Source organism: Micromonospora sp. ATCC 39149 (genome assembly GCF_000158815.1).
In the GTDB taxonomy this organism is placed as follows: domain Bacteria; phylum Actinomycetota; class Actinomycetes; order Mycobacteriales; family Micromonosporaceae; genus Micromonospora.
Map to the genome: position 1 here is coordinate 5,018,460 of NZ_GG657738.1, position 15,957 is coordinate 5,034,416.

Annotated in this window: 16 protein-coding genes and 1 pseudogene; 8 read left to right on the plus strand and 9 right to left on the minus strand. The window is 74.8% G+C overall.

Features of this window, described 5'->3' with window-relative positions; genetic code table 11:
- Window positions 1–109: 109 nt before the first annotated feature.
- The 4 genes and pseudogenes from MCAG_RS21905 to cofC form a co-directional block, all read right to left on the minus strand.
- Window positions 110–988 carry an NUDIX hydrolase gene (locus tag MCAG_RS21905; protein WP_007075164.1) on the minus strand — a complete coding sequence of 293 codons (879 nt, stop codon included), beginning with the start codon at window positions 986–988 and terminating at the stop codon, window positions 110–112.
- A gap of 15 nt (window positions 989–1,003) precedes the next feature.
- Window positions 1,004–3,452: pseudogene (locus tag MCAG_RS21910) on the minus strand (RNA degradosome polyphosphate kinase).
- Window positions 3,453–3,505: 53 nt separating this feature from the next.
- A complete protein-coding gene (locus MCAG_RS35090) occupies window positions 3,506–3,703 on the minus strand; it encodes a hypothetical protein (protein WP_007075167.1) in 198 nt (65 codons plus the stop codon).
- A 31-nt stretch (window positions 3,704–3,734) separates the two neighbouring features.
- Window positions 3,735–4,433: a 2-phospho-L-lactate guanylyltransferase gene (cofC, locus tag MCAG_RS35095; RefSeq protein WP_369751379.1), complete on the minus strand. Its 699-nt coding sequence runs from the start codon at window positions 4,431–4,433 to the stop codon at window positions 3,735–3,737.
- A gap of 156 nt (window positions 4,434–4,589) precedes the next feature.
- On the opposite strand from cofC, the gene MCAG_RS21930 reads away from it, so the two are divergent.
- The 4 genes from MCAG_RS21930 (at window position 4,590) to MCAG_RS21945 (ending at window position 8,762) form a co-directional block, all read left to right on the plus strand.
- On the plus strand, window positions 4,590–5,333 hold the full coding sequence (locus tag MCAG_RS21930; protein ID WP_036374692.1) for a 1-acyl-sn-glycerol-3-phosphate acyltransferase: 744 nt from the start codon (window positions 4,590–4,592) through the stop codon (window positions 5,331–5,333).
- Window positions 5,330–6,337: an NAD(P)H-dependent glycerol-3-phosphate dehydrogenase gene (locus MCAG_RS21935; RefSeq protein WP_007075170.1), complete on the plus strand. Its 1,008-nt coding sequence runs from the start codon at window positions 5,330–5,332 to the stop codon at window positions 6,335–6,337. The genes MCAG_RS21930 and MCAG_RS21935 overlap by 4 nt, the downstream gene beginning before the upstream one ends.
- Entirely contained in the window at window positions 6,334–7,458 is a 1,125-nt protein-coding gene (locus tag MCAG_RS21940; protein ID WP_007075171.1) for a cystathionine gamma-lyase, read from the plus strand. The genes MCAG_RS21935 and MCAG_RS21940 overlap by 4 nt, the downstream gene beginning before the upstream one ends.
- A 284-nt stretch (window positions 7,459–7,742) precedes the next feature.
- The gene (locus MCAG_RS21945; protein WP_050778035.1) at window positions 7,743–8,762 is read left to right on the plus strand and encodes an ROK family protein; all 1,020 of its coding nucleotides are present in this window, start codon (window positions 7,743–7,745) and stop codon (window positions 8,760–8,762) included.
- Between the two features lie 222 nt (window positions 8,763–8,984).
- On the opposite strand, the gene MCAG_RS21950 is transcribed toward MCAG_RS21945, so the two are convergent.
- Complete coding sequence (locus MCAG_RS21950) at window positions 8,985–9,185, minus strand: DUF397 domain-containing protein (protein WP_036374695.1); 201 nt, start codon at window positions 9,183–9,185, stop codon at window positions 8,985–8,987.
- A 4-nt stretch (window positions 9,186–9,189) separates the two neighbouring features.
- A complete protein-coding gene (locus MCAG_RS21955; protein ID WP_007075173.1) occupies window positions 9,190–10,035 on the minus strand; it encodes a helix-turn-helix transcriptional regulator in 846 nt (281 codons plus the stop codon).
- 428 nt (window positions 10,036–10,463) lie between these two features.
- Here MCAG_RS21955 and MCAG_RS21965 point away from each other — a divergent pair, with 428 nt between their 5' ends.
- The gene (locus tag MCAG_RS21965) at window positions 10,464–10,679 is read left to right on the plus strand and encodes a hypothetical protein (protein ID WP_007075174.1); all 216 of its coding nucleotides are present in this window, start codon (window positions 10,464–10,466) and stop codon (window positions 10,677–10,679) included.
- A 262-nt stretch (window positions 10,680–10,941) separates the two neighbouring features.
- The gene (locus tag MCAG_RS21970) at window positions 10,942–12,039 is read left to right on the plus strand and encodes a D-alanine--D-alanine ligase family protein (RefSeq protein WP_007075175.1); all 1,098 of its coding nucleotides are present in this window, start codon (window positions 10,942–10,944) and stop codon (window positions 12,037–12,039) included.
- A 32-nt stretch (window positions 12,040–12,071) separates the two neighbouring features.
- Here the strand turns inward: MCAG_RS21970 and MCAG_RS21975 are convergent, their stop codons facing one another.
- Both MCAG_RS21975 and MCAG_RS21980 read right to left on the minus strand, forming a co-directional pair.
- Window positions 12,072–12,734 carry a DUF3515 family protein gene (locus tag MCAG_RS21975; RefSeq protein WP_007075176.1) on the minus strand — a complete coding sequence of 221 codons (663 nt, stop codon included), beginning with the start codon at window positions 12,732–12,734 and terminating at the stop codon, window positions 12,072–12,074.
- Window positions 12,735–12,968, minus strand: a complete 234-nt coding sequence (locus tag MCAG_RS21980; protein WP_007075177.1) for an Lrp/AsnC ligand binding domain-containing protein — start codon at window positions 12,966–12,968, stop codon at window positions 12,735–12,737.
- Window positions 12,969–13,150: 182 nt separating this feature from the next.
- Here MCAG_RS21980 and MCAG_RS21985 point away from each other — a divergent pair, with 182 nt between their 5' ends.
- Window positions 13,151–14,089, plus strand: coding sequence for a thiamine-phosphate kinase (locus MCAG_RS21985; protein ID WP_007075178.1), 939 nt, complete (start codon window positions 13,151–13,153; stop codon window positions 14,087–14,089).
- Between the two features lie 29 nt (window positions 14,090–14,118).
- A complete protein-coding gene (locus tag MCAG_RS21990; RefSeq protein WP_007075179.1) occupies window positions 14,119–14,586 on the plus strand; it encodes a GNAT family N-acetyltransferase in 468 nt (155 codons plus the stop codon).
- A 41-nt stretch (window positions 14,587–14,627) separates the two neighbouring features.
- Here MCAG_RS21990 and MCAG_RS21995 read toward each other — a convergent pair whose 3' ends face one another.
- On the minus strand, window positions 14,628–15,875 hold the full coding sequence (locus MCAG_RS21995) for an ATP-grasp domain-containing protein (protein WP_232290245.1): 1,248 nt from the start codon (window positions 15,873–15,875) through the stop codon (window positions 14,628–14,630).
- Between the last annotated feature and the right edge of the window lie 82 nt (window positions 15,876–15,957).

The window sequence follows — 15,957 nt, forward strand, 5'->3', positions numbered from 1 at the left end:
GAACGGTGGGCGTCCCGTGGTGTGCCGGACCCGGCTGGCGGTTGCGGTTGCGGTCGGGTGGTGAGAAGGGAACCCCTCTTTACCGTATGCGTTAGGAAGGGGCCCCTCCTTACAAGCGGTCGGCGGCGAGGAGGCGGTCGGCGGCGAAGGCGAGCAACCAGCCGCCGCCCTTCGGGGTGGTGAAGTCATCCGCACGGCCGGCGAGGCGCTCCAGCGCGCCGGGGATCACCTTGCCCTGGCTGCACACCCCGACCGTGCCCCCGGCGGCGGCCAGCTCGGCCAGGCAGGCGGCGGCGGCCAGCGCCCGCTCGTGCGGGTCCTGGCCGGGCAGCGGCTCGTCCAGGTCGCCGGTCACCTCGATCGGCAGGTCGAGCAGGGCGGCGGCCGGGTCGAGGGTCTGCACGCAGCGGCGGGCGGAGGCGGACAACAGCCGGGCCGGGCGGACCAGGGCCACGAGGGGCGCGAGGGCGTGCGCCTGGGCCCAGCCGGTGGCGTCGAGTGGCCGGCCGGCGTCCGGGCCGGACCAGGCGCTGCGCCGGCCGGCCTGCGCGTGCCGGACCAGGGCCACCGTCGCGGTGACCGGCGGGAGGGTGGCGAACGCGGTCAGCACCTCGGCGTCGTGCGGGTAGCTGACCAGGCGGGCGGCCTCCCCGACGGGCAGCCAGCGGATGCCGTCGACCTCGGTGTCGGGCTGGAAGCCACCCTCGCCGACGGCCAGCATCGACCAGTAGTCGACGACCTTCGGCCAGCCCTCGCTGCGGTACCGCACGGTGGGCAGCCGAACCTGCGGCACCGCCCGCACGTCGGCCTCCTCGGCGACCTCCCGTACGGCGGCCAGCAGCGGGTGCTCGCCCGGCTCCAGCTTTCCCTTCGGCAGCGACCAGTCGCCGTACCTGGGGCGGTGCACGAGGCAGACCAGCACGCCTTCGTCGGCCGGACGCCAGGCCACCCCGCCCGCCGCCCGGATCACGCGTTCCCGCTCCGGCATCCGCTCAGCCTAGGCTCATCCGGCCGTGCCGCCGATCCGACGCAGCAGCAGGTCCTGCAGATGGGTCGGCGGGGTCTGCGCCGTGCCGGTCCGCCGGGTCCAGGAGCCGTCGCCGTGCAGCTCGAACGCCTCCACGTCGGGGCTGAACGCGGCGGTGAGCACGTGGTCCAGCTCGGCCCGGGCGATCGGGTCGCTCACCTGCACCAGCGCCTCCACCCGGCGGTCCAGGTTGCGGTGCATCAGGTCGGCCGAGCCCATCCAGAACTCCGCGGCCCCGTTGTTGCCGAACCGGAAGATCCGGGAGTGCTCCAGGAACCGGCCGAGGATCGAGCGGACCCGGATGTTCTCCGACAGCCCCGGCACCCCGGGGCGCAGCGTGCACATGCCCCGGATCAGCAGGTCCACGTGCACCCCGGCCCGGGACGCCCGGTACAGCGCGTCGGTGACCTCCTCGTCGACCAGCGAGTTGACCTTGAATTGGACCAGCCCGGGCATGCCGAGCCGGACGTGGGCGATCTCCCGATCGATCCGCTCGACCAGCCCCCGCCGGATGCCCTGGGGGGCCACCAACAGCCGCCGGTACGCGGTCTGCCGGCTGTAGCCGGTCAGCACGTTGAACAGGTCCGTGAGGTCGGCGCCGATCTCCGGGTCGGCGGTGAGCATGCCGAAGTCCTCGTACAGCCGGGCGGTCTTCGGGTGGTAGTTGCCGGTGCCGATGTGGCAGTACCGGCGGATCTGATTGCCCTCCTGGCGTACCACCAGGGCGGTCTTGCAGTGGGTTTTGAGGCCCACCAGGCCGTACACGACGTGGCAGCCGGCGCGTTCCAAGGTCCGCGCCCAGCCGATGTTGGCGACCTCGTCGAAGCGGGCCTTCAGCTCCACGAGCACCACCACCTGCTTGCCGGCGGCGGCGGCGTCGACCAGCGCGTCGACGATCGGGGAGTCCCCGCTGGTGCGGTAGAGGGTCTGCTTGATGGCCAGCACGTCCGGGTCGGCGGCGGCCTGCTCGACGAAGCGCTGCACGCTGGTCGCGAACGAATGGTACGGGTGGTGCACCAGCACGTCGCCGTCGCGCAGGGTGGCGAACACGCTGCGCGGCACCTCGCCCTCGGTGAGCCGGGGGTGGGTGGCCGGCACGAACGGCGGGTCCTTCAGGTCGGGGCGGTCGGCGTCGCCGTAGAGCTGCCACAGCGCGGACAAATCGAGCAGCCCGCGTACCCGCAGCACGTCGTGGCTGTCCATGTCCAGCTCCCGGACGAGCAGCTCCAGCATGTGGTCGGAGATCGAGGCGGCGACCTCCAGCCGCACCGGCGGGCCGAACCGGCGGCGGGCCAACTCCCGCTCCAGGGCCTGGAGCAGGTCCTCGTCGCGGTCCTCGTCGACCTCCACCTCGGCGTTGCGGGTGACCCGGAACAGGTGGCACTCGACGACCTGCATGCCGGAGAAGAGCTGCCCCAGGTGCACCGAGATCAGCTCCTCGACCGGGAGCACCCGCAGGCCGGGGGAGTCCCGGTCGACCCGGACGAAGCGCGGCACGTTGTTCGGCACCTTGACCCGGGCGAACAGCTCCGAGCCGCCGTCGGGGTCGCGGACCGCCACGGCCAGGTTCAGCGACCGCCCGGAGATGTACGGGAACGGGTGCGCCGGGTCGACCGCCAGTGGCGTGAGCACGGGGAAGATGTGCTCGCGGAAGTAGGTGCGCAGCCGTTCCCGCTCGGGGGCGTCCAGGTCCGTCCAGCGCAGGATGCGGATGTCCTCGGCGGCGAGCTTCGGCAGCACGTCGTCGACGAAGCAGGTCGCGTGCCGGCCGACCAGCTCGGCGGTCCGCTCGCCAATCCGCTCCAGTTGCGTACGCAGCGGCAGCCGGTCCCCGCCGCGTACCGGCAGCCCGGCGGACTGGCGGCGCTTCAGGCCCGCCACCCGCACCATGTAGAACTCGTCGAGGTTGCTGGCGAAGATCGCCAGGAACTTGGCTCGCTCCAGCAGCGGCGTGCGCGGGTCCTCGGCCAGCGTCAGCACCCGGGCGTTGAAATCGAGCCAGGACAGCTCCCGGTTGAGGAACCGATCCTCGGGCAGCGGCGCCGGCGGCGCGGGTTCGTCGTCGGGGAGTGGCCCGTCGTCCGGGGCGGGCGCGAACTCACGGCTGGCGTCGGGCGACCCCACCACGAGCGTCAGCGGCTGCGTGGGCGGCGTCAAACACCTCCTCCAGCCCGGCGGACGCCCCCGCCCGGCCCAGCGGGGCCGCCGGCGGGTCGTCGGCCACCGGGACGGGCCCGGCTGCTGCCGGCTCGTCCAGGGCCGCGCCGGGCGTGTCGCGCGGGCGGAACCGGCCGTCGGCGCCGCGCCGTCGAGAGCCGTTGCGGCGGGTCGCCGCGTCGCCGGGCGCGGGGCGGTCGTCGGTGGGCTGGCGGTCGCCGATCGGGCCCGTGGCCTGGTCGGTGGGGTGCTCGCGAGGGGTGCTCACCCGCCCATGATGTCCCGAAACGGGTTAACGCAAAATGAACTTGGGCAGGGAGCTCAAGGCATCGTCGGCAATGTCACCCGGACGACCTCCCCGGCGGCATCGGTTTCGACCCGGAGCCGCTGGCCCAGCCGGAGCAGCCGCAGGCCGGAGGCGTCGAAGGCCCGCGCCGGGAACGCCAGCTCGCTGCCGTCGTCGAGGAGCAGCACGCCGCTGCGCGTCGCCGCGTCGTAGGTGGCCACGGTGCCCTGCATGCCAGCACCGTACACCGGGGCGGCGGGTCGCTCAGCCCGCGCGGCCCGTGGTCGAACCCGTTGCGCCGGTCGAACCCGTCGCGCGTGGGCCGGGCCGAGGTCCGGGTGGCGGAGCCGGCGCGGCCCGCCGGCTTGCCCGGGCGGCCAGGCCGGCGGTGCGCGGCCCGAGCCCGAGCCGGGCGGCGGCGGCCAGGTCGGCGGCGGTGTCCACGTCCTGGCGCAGGGTGGGCCAGTCGCCGGCCAGCGGCAACGCCCCGCTGGCCTCGTGCGCCTCGGCCGAGCCGACCCCGAACCGGGGGTCCAGCGGCACGCCGGGCGGCGCGGCGAGCAGCACGGTGCCGGTACCCGGGGCGTCGGCCACGAACCGGCGTACCCCTGCCGGCCCGGCGGCGATCGCGCGCAGCGCGGCGGCCAGCTCGCCCGGGCGCAGCGCCGGCAGGTCCGCCGTGAGCCCGGCCACCCACCCCCCGCCGTCGGCCGCGACCGCCGCGCCGAGCCGGAAGGCCGCGTTCAGGCCGGCGTCCGGCGCGTCGGGCACGACCCGCACGCCGGCCGCGCCGACCGCCGCCGCCACCCGGGGATCACTGGTGACCATCACCACCCCGGCGACCGCCGGGCACGCCCGCACCGCGGCGACCGTGTCGGCCGCCAGGGCAAGCGCCAGCTCCTCGTGGGGTACGGCCGGCAGCGTCCCGCGCAGCCGGCTCTTCGCCACGCCGAGGCGCTTCATCGGCACCACCACAGTCCAGGTCCGTTGCCGCACGGCACAATCCTGCCAGTCGGGCGGCGGTACCCTCACTGGCCGTATTGGGGGCGAGCAGGCATGATTTCGCTGCGGGCGGCACGGGGCGGGTGCGACGTGGGGCCGGGGCAACGAGGAGGCAGGGTGACGCGGCGCAGGCTGGGGTTCTGGCGACGGTTCGCCGTGGTGGTGGTCAAGACCGTGCTGACGGTTTGGACTCGGCGCACCTGGCGGGGCATGGAGCACCTGCGCCACGACGGCGGAATCATCATCGCCCCGAATCACATCTCGCATGCCGATCCGCTGGTCTCCGCGCACTTCATCTACGACGCCGGGCGCTGGCCGAGGTTCCTCGGCAAGGCCAGCCTCTTCCGGGTGCCCGTGGTGGGCTGGCTCCTGCACCGGTGCCTCCAGATCCCGGTGGAGCGCGGCACGGTCGACGCGGTCAAGTCCCTGGACGCCCTCGTCGCCGCCCTGCGTGAGGGCGGCGCGGTGGTGATCTACCCGGAGGGCACCACCACCCGGGAGCCCGACCTGTGGCCGATGAAGGGCAAGACCGGGGCCGCCCGGCTGGCGCTGGCCACCGGCGTGCCGGTGATCCCGGTCGCCATGTGGGGGCCCGAGCGCCTCTTCGACCCCCGGAACAACCGGCTGGGCCTGCGGCCCCGCATCCCGGTGACCGTGGTCGCCGGGCCGCCCGTCGACCTGAGCCGGTGGGTCGGCTCCACACCCACCAAGGCAACCCTGGAAGAGATGACCGACGCCATCATGCTGCGCCTGCGCGACCAACTCGCCGAGATCCGGGGCGGGACGCCGCCACCGCTGTGGGAACGACCACCCCGGCGGGCTGCCACCCGCCCGTGGCGGGGTCAGGAGGGCGCGGCGTGACCGGCCACGTGGCGGTGCTGGGGGCCGGGTCGTGGGGGACCGCCTTCGCCAAGATCCTCGCCGACGCCGGCCGGGACGTGACGATCTGGGCCCGGCGGCAGCCGGTGGCCGAGTCGATCCGGCTGCGCCGGCACAACCCGGATTACCTGCCGGACCTGCGGCTGCCCGCGCGGGTCACCGCCACCGGGAGCGCCGCCGGGGCGATCCGGGGCGCGGAGATCGTGGTGCTCGCGGTGCCGTCCCAGACGCTGCGCGGCAACCTCGCCGAATGGGTCGGCGACCTGCACCCGGACGCGACCCTGGTGTCCCTGATGAAGGGCATCGAGCTGGGCACCACCAAGCGGATGAGCGAGGTGATCGTGGAGACCGCCCGGGTCACCCCGGACCGGGTGGTCGTCGTCTCCGGCCCCAACCTGGCCCCCGAGATCGCCGCCGAGCAGCCCGCCGCCACCGTGGTCGCCGGCACCGACGACCGCCGGGCCCAGCTCGTCCAGTCGTCGATCCGCACGCCGTACTTCCGGCCGTACACCAACGACGACGTGATCGGCTGCGAGCTGGGCGGGGCGGTGAAGAACGTGATCGCCCTCGCGTACGGGATCGCCACCGCGATGGGCTTCGGCGACAACACCCGGGCGATGCTGATGACCCGGGGGCTCGCCGAGACCGCCCGACTCGGGGTGGCGCTCGGCGCGGACCCGATCACCTTCGCCGGCCTGGCCGGGATGGGCGACCTCGTGGCGTCCTGCTCGTCGCCGCTGGCCCGCAACCGCACCTTCGGCGAGCACCTGGGCCGGGGGGAGACCCTGGAGCAGGCCCAGGCGGCCACCCGGCAGACCGCCGAGGGCGTGAAGAGCTGCCTGGCGATCCGGGACCTGGCCCGCGCGCACGGGGTGGAGATGCCGATCACCGAGCAGATCGAGCGGATCTGCCACGAGGGCATGGACCCGCGGCTCGCCGTCGACGCGCTGATGAGCCGCACCGCCAAGCCCGAGTCGTACGAGTGAGTCCCGCGACCGGCTCCGAAACCGACGGCGACGGCACCAGGTGCGTGCGGGCCGGGCTGCCCGCGCCCGTGCCGGGGCAGCCGTTCCTGCCCGGCCCGGTCTTCGCCGCGCCGTACCACCTCGACCCGTGGCAGGGGCCGGCGACGGCCCCGAACGGGTACGGCCGGCCGGACAACCCGACCCGGCGGCTGCTGGAGGCGGCGATCGGCGAGCTGGAGGGCGGTGACGTCCGCGTCTTCGCCAGCGGGCAGGCGGCGATCACCGGCCTGCTGCTGGCCCTGCTGCGCCCGGGGGACACGGTGGTGCTCCCCGCCGACGGGTACTTCCCGGTGCGGGCATTCGCCACCGACACCCTCGCCGGGATCGGCGTGCGGGTGCGGTTCGCGCCGACGGCCGGGCCGTACCCGTCGTTCGCGGGGGTGCGGCTGGTGCTGCTGGAGACCCCGGCGAACCCCGGCCTCGACGTCGCCGACGTGCCGGCCCTGGTCGCCGCCGCCCACGCCGCCGGTGCGCTGGTGGCGGTGGACAACACCACCGCGACCCCGCTCGGGCAGCGCCCGCTGGACCTCGGCGCCGACGTGGTCGTCGCCTCCGGCACCAAGGCCCTGACCGGCCACTCCGACCTGCTGCTGGGGTACGTGGCGACCCGCTCCGCCGGGCTGCTCGACCCGATCACCGCCTGGCGCACCATGACCGGGGCGGTGCCCGGGGCGTTCGACGCGTGGCTGGCGCACCGCTCGCTGGCGACCCTGGACCTGCGGCTGGCCCGGCAGGGCGCCAACGCGGAGGCGCTCGCCCGGCTGCTCGCCGGCCGGGCCGACGTCACCGGCGTGCGCTGGCCCGGGCTGCCGGGCGACCCGGCGTACGCGGTGGCCTCGGCCCAACTGCGCCGGATGCCCGGCGTGCTCTCGTTCGACCTCGGCGACGCCGACCGGGTGGCCCGGTTCCTCACCGCGTCCCGGCTGGTGGCCGCCGCCACCTCGTTCGGCGGCCTGCACACCACCGCCGACCGACGGGCCCAGTGGGGCGACGACACGCCGCCCGGATTCGTCCGGCTCTCCTGCGGCGTGGAGGACACCGCCGACCTGGTCGCCGACGTAACCGCCGCCCTGACCGCGTGAGAGGAAGGGCCCCCTGTTAACGCATTCGGTAGAGAGGGGCTCCCCTCTCACGTCCGGCCGCCGGCCGGTGGACCGGGGCGCGCCGCAGTGACCGCCCGCCGGCCCGGCTGACGGCGGCGGCCCGGCTGTCGAGGTGGCTGCACGGCAGTGACCCCGGAGAGCTTCTTGTCGGCCCGGCCGTCGAGGTGGCCCGGCCTTACGGCCGTGGCCCCGCGGCGTATTGGCGAACTACCCTCACCTCAGGCGTGACCGGTGGGAGGCGATGTGGCGTGGGCGACGTCGGTATGCCGGTGGTGGTCGGGCTGGACAACGGTGGCACCAGCAACAACGCCACGGTGCTGACCCTCGACGGCCGGTTCCTGGTGGACGGCCTGGTGGAGATCCCCAGTGAGGTCCGGGCCGGCCCGGAGGCGGCTGTCGAGGCGCTGGCCCGCGCCTTCGACGGGGTGCTCGCCCGGGCCGGGGTGCGCCGCGACCTGGTCCGCGCGGTCGGGCTGGACACGCCCGGGCCGGCGAGCGCGACGGGGGTGATCTCCTCCCGGGGGTCGACCAACTTCGCCGAGCCGGCCTGGTGGGGGTACGACGTGCGCGGGGCGCTGGAGCGTCGCCTCGGCCTGCCGGTGACGTACCACAACGACGGCAACGCGGCGGCACTCTACGCCCACCACGTCCACTTCGGCGCCGACGCGATGAGCCGCTCCTCGGTCTGCGCAGTGGTGGGCACCGGCCTGGGCGGCGGGGTGGTGGAGAGCGGACGGGTGGTCGCCGGCGCGGCGGGCATGGCGGGGGAGCTCGGCCACGTGCACGTGCCGCTCGACGGCCTGCTCGCCCCCGGCCAGCCGGTGCCGACCTGCGCCTGTGGCTTCGCCGGGGACGCCGAGAGCGTCGCCTCGCTGACCGCGATCGCGCGCAACCTGCTGCCCTACTGGCTCAGTCGGTACCCGGGGCACCCGCTGGCCGCCGAACCGCCCGAGCGGGCCGCGAAGCTGGTCCGGGGGCTGGGGGAGCGGGGCGACCCGCTGGCACGGGAGATCTTCACCCAGCAGGCGACGGCGCTGGGCCGGCTGTTCACCGTGGCGGCCAACTTCACCGACCCGCACGCGTACTTCGTCGGCGGCGGGGTGGTGGAGGCGGCGCCGGAGTTCCGGGACTGGTTTCTGGCGACCGTCCGCGCGCACACCGTGCTCCGCGCCGAGCAGGCTGCGGTGGCCGCGTTCGCCCTGGTCCCGGACCGGGACACGGCCGGTGCGCGGGGGGTGGCGATCGCGGCGCTGGAGGCGGTGCGAGCCGGCGTCACCGGCTGAGCCGGGATGGTGGTCCACCCGCCGGCCGGCGGTGCGGACCGGACGGCGGGTGGACCACGAACAGGGGCCGGACGTGCCGGCCGGATGGCGGTGGAGCACGAACAGGGGCCGGACGTGCCGGCCCGGATGGCGGTGAAGCACGAACAGGGGCCGGACGTGCCGGGCCGCAAGGGGCAGCGCGGTCCGGCCGGGACGGGACCCCCCGGCCGGACCGCGCGGCGGTCAGGGGCGGGGCGGGGCGGTGGCGAACGCGGCCCAGGCGGCCGGCGGGAAGAGCAGCGCCGGGCCGTCCGGGTCCTTCGAGTCGCGGACCGCCACCGCACCGGGTACGACCGCCATCTCCACGCAGGCGCCCTCGTCACCGCTGCGGCTGCTCTTGCGCCATCGCGCCGCGGCCAGGGCCGCTCTCGTCGTCGGGGTCATGGTCCTACCGTCCCTTCAGGAGTCGGAGGAGCTGGTCCCGGGTGGCCGCGGGGCTGAGTGCGACCGTCCGTAGGTGCTCCATGATCTTGGTGCAGGTACGCAGGTCGCCGGGCCGGTCGAGGACCATCTGCCCGGCGACCGTCTCTACCGAAGCGATGATCGGGTCCTCCGGGTCGGCGAACTCCAGGATGTGCAGCGACCCCCGGGTGCCCCGGTGGTAGCCGGCCGCCAGGGGGATCACCTGGACCGTGATATTGGGCAGCTCGGCCATCTTGAGCAGCTGGTGCAGCTGCGCCTCCATCACGGCCTGACCGCCCACGGGGCGCAACAGCGCGCCCTCGTCGATGATCGCGTCGAGGATCGGCGGCGCGTCGCCGGTGAGCCGCTGCTGCCGGTCGAGTCGCAGGTGGACCCGCTGCTCGACCTGCTCGTCGCTGAGGGTGTGCGGGCCGCCCCGCATCACCCCCCGGATGTAGTCCGCGGTCTGCAGCAGGCCGGGCACCACCGACGGCTCGAAGTTGGCGATGCCGGTCGCCTCGGCCTCGAGCGCGATGAAGTCGATGGTCCGCCGGTCCAGCAGGTACGAGTAGGACACCCACCAGCCGGGCTTGCGGGCGTCCTTGGCGAGCTGGACGGCGGCGGCGATCTCGTCGACGCTCACCCCGTACAGGGTGAGCAGGGCGCGCACCGTGGCCGGGCTGATCAGCGTCTGGGCGTTCTCGTACCGGGACAGGGTGCTCCGGGTGCTGTTGATCTCGTCAGCGGCGGCCTCGAGGGTGAGGCCGGCCGCCTCCCGGTGCGTACGCAGCGCGATGCCGAGCCGTCGGGCCCGGGCCGTCTTCGGTGCCATGCGTCGATGGTGGCATACATCTCCGGGAAGGTGTACATGAGAGAACGGCGATGAGAGTTGCATTCACGCCCGTCCACATGCCAACCTGTGACCAGTTCCTCACCGCCAGTTGTCGTGGCGACGGTGGTGGTGAGCGACCGGAGGGGATGGGGCGCGTGGCGATCGGGTTTTCTCCCCCGTACCCGATCGCCGCGTGCCGCCACCCGCGACGCACCGGAAGGGACTCGCATGACGGCGACTGCCTGCTGGCCCCGGGTGTCGCGGTGTCGCTGGTGCGCACACCCCGTGCTACGCGACAACGACGACGCGTGGATCCACGCCCACCTGGCGTACGTCTGCCGGGACCGCTTCGGCGGGCTGACAGCGACCACGGCGGAGCCGGAGGGTTCGCCCGGCCGGCCGGCGCGAGGCGCGGCGGGAGGGCGGCGGTGACCCGGTTCCTGGTGGTGCTCACCGACGTCCGCCCGGTGGACGGCGTCAGCCGGAACGAGCGACAGGCCCCTGAGCGGCGGCGGCAGGTGGTCGGGGCGAGCAGCCGGGAGGCGGCGGACCGGATCGCCGGCGCGTTCATGGCGCTGGGCATGGTGCGGGCGGGGCGGCAGCGGGTGAAGGTGATCGCCGTCGGCCGCCGCTACGGCCTCTGACCGCCGCCCGCGGCCTCCGGCGGCGGTCAGCGGCCGTGGCGTCTCCGCCGGCCCGCCCCGGAAGGGGCCCCGCGTCGACCGCGGCGCGTTGTCCGCCGTGATCTGATTACGCAGAGTATATACACTGTTGACCGGTTGCGCAGCGCTGCCGCTTCGCCCTGGGTATCGACTCCGTTGTCCGGCCACGCACAGTAAGGTCATCCGGGTGAGCGCCACCGGCGAGCACCAGGAGTCTCGCAGTCGCGAACGAAAGGGTGACCGAGTGACCACCCCAGGCAAGACCCGTGTGGCCCTCGTCTTCGGCGGCCGTAGTCCCGAGCACGGCATCTCCTGCGTCAGCGCCGGCAGCGTGCTCGGCGCGCTCGACCCGGACGAGTTCGAGGTGGTCCCCGTGGGCATCACCCGCGCCGGGAAGTGGGTGCTGACCAGCGCCGATCCGGCCCAGTTGGCGATCAGCGCCCGGCGGCTGCCGGAGATCACCGCCGACGCCGGCGCCGACCTCGTGCTGCGGGCGGACCCCACCGGCAGCGGGCTGATGGTGCTCGACCCGGCCGAGGGGCCCCGGGCGATCGCAGACGTCGACGTCGTGTTCCCCGTGCTGCACGGCGCGTACGGTGAGGACGGCACCATCCAGGGCATGCTGGAGATGGCCGGCATCCCGTACGTCGGGGCGAACGTCTTCGCCTCCGCCGCCGCGATGGACAAGGAGTTCACCAAGAAGCTCTGCGCCGTCGAGGGCATCCCCGTCGGCCCGTACGCGGTGCTGCGCAACGGGGTCACCCTGTCCGAGGAGGACAAGCGGCGCCTCGGGCTGCCGGTCTTCGTCAAGCCGTCCCGGGCCGGCTCGTCGTTCGGCATCACGAAGGTCGACGACTGGGTCGACCTGGAGGCCGCCGTCGCCGCCGCCCGCGAGATCGACCCGAAGGTGCTGGTCGAGGCCGCGATCGTCGGCCGGGAGATCGAGTGCGGGGTGCTGGAGGGCGAGGCCGGGGGCGGCGCCGAGGCGTCCGTCCTGGTCGAGGTGCGCGCCGGCGGCGACCACGACTGGTACGACTTCGAGGCGAAGTACCTCTCCGAGCCCGAGTACGACCTGCCGGCCACCCTGCCCGAGCACGTCACCCGGCAGGTCCAGGAGTACGCCGTCCGGGCGTTCGCCGCCCTGGACTGCGCCGGGCTGGCCCGGGTCGACTTCTTCGTCACCCCGGACCTGGACGTCTACCTCAACGAGATCAACACGATGCCGGGCTTCACCCCGACGTCGATGTTCCCGCTCATGTGGGCCGCCTCCGGGCTGGAGTACCCGAAGCTGGTCAACCGACTGATCCGCACCGCCCAGCGGCGCGGCGTCGGCCTGCACTGAGCGCGCGCAGCCGGCCCGGCCCCGTGGGTCGGTCAGCCCGCGCAGCCGGCGGGGGCCGTGCCACCGGAGGGCACCGAGGCGACCACCACGTCGGAGATGGGGCTCACCCACTGTAGGGCCGACCCGTACGCGTGGGGCACGGTCACCCGCACGGCGGTCTCCCGGTCCAGGGTGGTGAGCACGGTCGCGTCCGGCCCCTCGACCGCGTACCAGCAGACCTTGTTGACCAGCCAGACGTCGTCGGTGTCGCCCGGGTCCGGCTCGGCACCGCCGCAGCCGATGGTGAGCGCAGGATCGCCGTACGCGGCGTTCTGCTCGGGGCCGGCGGTGACCGGGCGCTGACGCAGGTCGCGTACGGTCGGCGGGAGCTGGGAGGTCAGAGCGCGGCACACCGTCGCCGGCCGCTCGGCCAGCGGGGGGGCGGCCATCTCGACCGGCGCGGTGGACTGCGGCCCGGCGCTCGTCGCCGCGGGGCCCGGCTCGGCTGCCGGGGCGTCCGGGGTCAGCTTGGCGAAGGTGAACCCCGCCACGGCCACGGTGACCGGCACCGCGATCAGCGTGGCCAGCAGGGCCGCGCTGCGGTTGGTCCGGTCCCGCGGTGGCGTGCCCCCGGACTCCGCGCCGGCCCGGTCGCCGGCACCGCTGCTCTGCACGGTCTTGTCGATCTCGTCGGAGGAGGTAGCGATCTCGTCCACTTACAGGCGCACCACCGAACACGTGAGGGTGCGGGTGATGCCGGGCACCATCTGCACCTTGCTGACGATGAGCTTGCCGAGTTCGTCGACCGTGTTCGCCTCGGTGAGCACGACCACGTCGTACGGCCCGGTGACGGCGTCGACCCGTACCACGCCGGCAAGGTCCCCGATCAGGCCGGCCACGTCACGCGCCCGGCCCACCTCGGTCTGGATGAGGATGTACGCCTGTACCACGACTCGACCTCCGTCCGTCACCGCCGCTGGGCGGCCCGAAGGGTGAAACTACCTTACGGACCAGGTCTGATCCCGATCGGTGGCCAAGGAGAAGCAGTGAGCGAGCGCGGCGAGCGCGACGGCGGGCGGGGCGCGGGACGATCCCGCGCCCACGGCGGGCACGGGCACGATGGGGAGCGGGCATGAGCGTGGCCAGAATCGGCGAGTTCGGGTTGATCGACCGGGTCACCGCCCGGTTGCCCCAGCAGGCGGCCTGCCTGCTCGGGCCGGGCGACGACGGGGCGGTGCTGGCCGCGCCGGACGCCCGGGTGGTCGCCTCCACCGACGTCCTCGTCGAGGGGCGGCACTTCCGGCGGGACTGGTCCGCCGCCCGCGACGTCGGGCACCGCGCGGCGGCGGCCAACCTGGCCGACATCGCCGCGATGGGGGCCAGCCCGACGGCTCTGCTGGTGGCCCTGTGCATGCCAACGGACCTGGACCCGGCCTGGGCCGAGGAACTGGCCGACGGGCTCGCGGCCGAGGCCGCCACCGTGGGCGCGAGCGTGATCGGCGGGGACATGTCGGCCAGCCCGACGCTGACGATCGCCGTCACCGCCCTGGGCGACCTGGGCGGCCGGGCCCCGGTGGTCCGCTCGGGCGCGCGTGCGGGGCACGTCGTGGCCCTCGCCGGCCGAAGCGGGTACGCCGCCGCCGGCTACACCGTGCTGTCCCGGGGCTTCCGCACGCCGAAGCTGCTGGTCGAGGCGTACCGGCGGCCCGAGGTGCCGTACGCGGCCGGGCCGCACGCCGCCCGGCTCGGGGCCACCGCCATGATCGACGTCTCGGACGGGCTGCTTGCCGACCTCGGGCACGTGGCCCGCGCCAGCGGGGTCGGCATCGACGTGCGGCGGGACGCCTTCGAGGTGCCCCGGCAGATGCGCGACGCCGCCCAGGCGCTGGGGGTCGACCCGTACTCGTGGATCCTCGGCGGTGGCGACGACCACGCGCTGGCTGCCACGTTCCCCCCGGCGGTGGCGCTGCCCGACCCGTGGCGGGTCGTCGGCCGGGTGACGGAGGGCGCCGGCGTGACCGTCGACGGCGCGGCGTACGACGGCCCGGCCGGCTGGGACCACTTCCGGTAGGGGACCGGGCGGCGACGTACCCTTCACCCGTGAGTGAGATCGAGATCCGCGCGGCTCGCTTCGACTCGCCGGAGGGGCAGCGGCTCATTCGGGCCGCCCTGACGGACCTGGGCCAGCGGTACGGGGGCAGCGGCGACGAGACCCCCGTCGACGCCGCCGAGTTCGTGCCGCCGCACGGCGCGTTCCTGGTCGCCTACCTGGCGGGGGAGCCCGTCGGGTGTGGCGGCTGGCGCAGCCACGGCGACGCCGGGGACGTTGCCGAGCTGAAGCGCATGTACACCAGCCCGGCGGCGCGGGGACGGGGCGTGGCACGGGCCGTGCTCGCCGCCGTCGAGCGCTCCGCCCGCGAGCACGGCCGTAAGCGGCTCGTCCTGGAGTGCGGCGACAAGCAGCCCGAGGCGATCGCCCTGTACTCGGCGGCCGGCTACGAGCGCATCCCGAACTTCGGCTTCTACCGGGACCACCCGGGCTGCCTCTCCTTCGGCCGTACCCTCTGAGGCATCCGGCCGCCCGGCGAGGTGCCCGGCCGGCGGCCGGGTCAGGCGACGGTGACGCGGATCTCGGCGGCGGCGGCACGGGCGGCCCGTTCGGCCTCGGCCGGGTCGGCGCCCCAGGCCAGTACGTGTCCGCTGCGCTGGTCGGACGACGTGACCTCCGCGACGGTCCCGCCGACGGCGGTGTCGAGCCGCACCTCCAGCACCCCGGGCACCCGGCGGGCCGGCCGCAGCCCCTCGATGCCGGTGACGGTGCCCGGCGCGGCGAGTAGGAACTCCACCGCCGCCGCCCCGATCGGCCGGGCCGGCAGCGCCGGCCGATCGCCGCGCAGCACCCGCAGGTACGCGTCGATGAAGCCGTACTCGTACCCGATCGAGATCAGCGCGGTGATCATGTCTCCGGGCAGCCGGGCGGCACACTCCACCAGGTGCGGCACGCCGCCGCCGACGATCCACTCGCTGTGCAGCACCCCCGTGCGGAACCCGGCGGCGGCGCACAGCCGCTCCGCCGCGTCGAGCAGGTCACGGCGGGCCGCCTCGGGCAGCGCCGAGGGGACGGTGTGCCCGGTCTCGACCGGCAGGGGACCGGCGAGCACCCGCTTGTCGGTGACGTTGCCGAAGATCACCTCGCCGTCGGCGACGAGCAGTTCGACACTGTGCTCCCGGCCGGCGAGGACCTGCTCGGCGAGCACCTGTGTGGGCAGCCCCTCGATGGCCTCCGGCGGAGCCTCGGGGGACGCGGTGGCCGCCCAGACGGCCGGGATCTCGGCCGGATCGGCGACCAGCCGCACTCCGAGGCTGCCCGAGCGCCGGGTGGGCTTGAGCACGCAGCGCCCGTCGTGCCGGCGCGCGAACGCCATCGCCTCCTCCGGCGTGCCCACCAACTCGTACGCCGGGTTCGCCAGTCCGGCGGCGGCGGCGAGCAGTCGCATCCGATGCTTGTCGGAGAAGATGTCGGCGGCCCGTGCCCCGGCACCGGGCAGGCCGAGGCGGGCGGCGAGGCGGGCGGCGGCGCCGACGGCGTACTCCAGGCCCGGCATGACCAGGCGGGCCCTGGCCAGATCGGGCTCCCGGGCCAGCAGCGCGTCCGCGTCGAAGCCCGTCTGGTACTCGGCCGGCACGACCCGGAACAGGACGGGCAGGCGACCGACCAGCCGGTCGATGCCGCGTCGGCTGATCACCTCGGGTTCCTCCACGACGACCACGCTGCCCGCCGGCAGCTTTTCGTCGAACCAGCGCAGGGTGCCCAGCGAGGCCCCGATGACGATCATCTCGGCACGGCCCAGGTCCAACGGTCGATCCTCCACGCTGCGCTTGCGGCGTCGAACCGGGCTGGTCCGGTCGACCGGCGCGCAGCGACCCTAACCGGACAGG

Coding starts and splice junctions, on each gene's coding strand:
- MCAG_RS21955 (WP_007075173.1), bottom strand. CDS start 10,035: ATGGCACCGAAGACGGCCCGGGCCCGACGGCTCGGCATCGCGCTGCGT.
- MCAG_RS21945 (WP_050778035.1), top strand. CDS start 7,743: ATGCCGGTGGTGGTCGGGCTGGACAACGGTGGCACCAGCAACAACGCC.
- cofC (WP_369751379.1), bottom strand. CDS start 4,433: ATGAAGCGCCTCGGCGTGGCGAAGAGCCGGCTGCGCGGGACGCTGCCG.
- MCAG_RS21950 (WP_036374695.1), bottom strand. CDS start 9,185: ATGACCCCGACGACGAGAGCGGCCCTGGCCGCGGCGCGATGGCGCAAG.
- MCAG_RS21905 (WP_007075164.1), bottom strand. CDS start 988: ATGCCGGAGCGGGAACGCGTGATCCGGGCGGCGGGCGGGGTGGCCTGG.
- MCAG_RS21985 (WP_007075178.1), top strand. CDS start 13,151: ATGAGCGTGGCCAGAATCGGCGAGTTCGGGTTGATCGACCGGGTCACC.
- MCAG_RS35090 (WP_007075167.1), bottom strand. CDS start 3,703: ATGCAGGGCACCGTGGCCACCTACGACGCGGCGACGCGCAGCGGCGTG.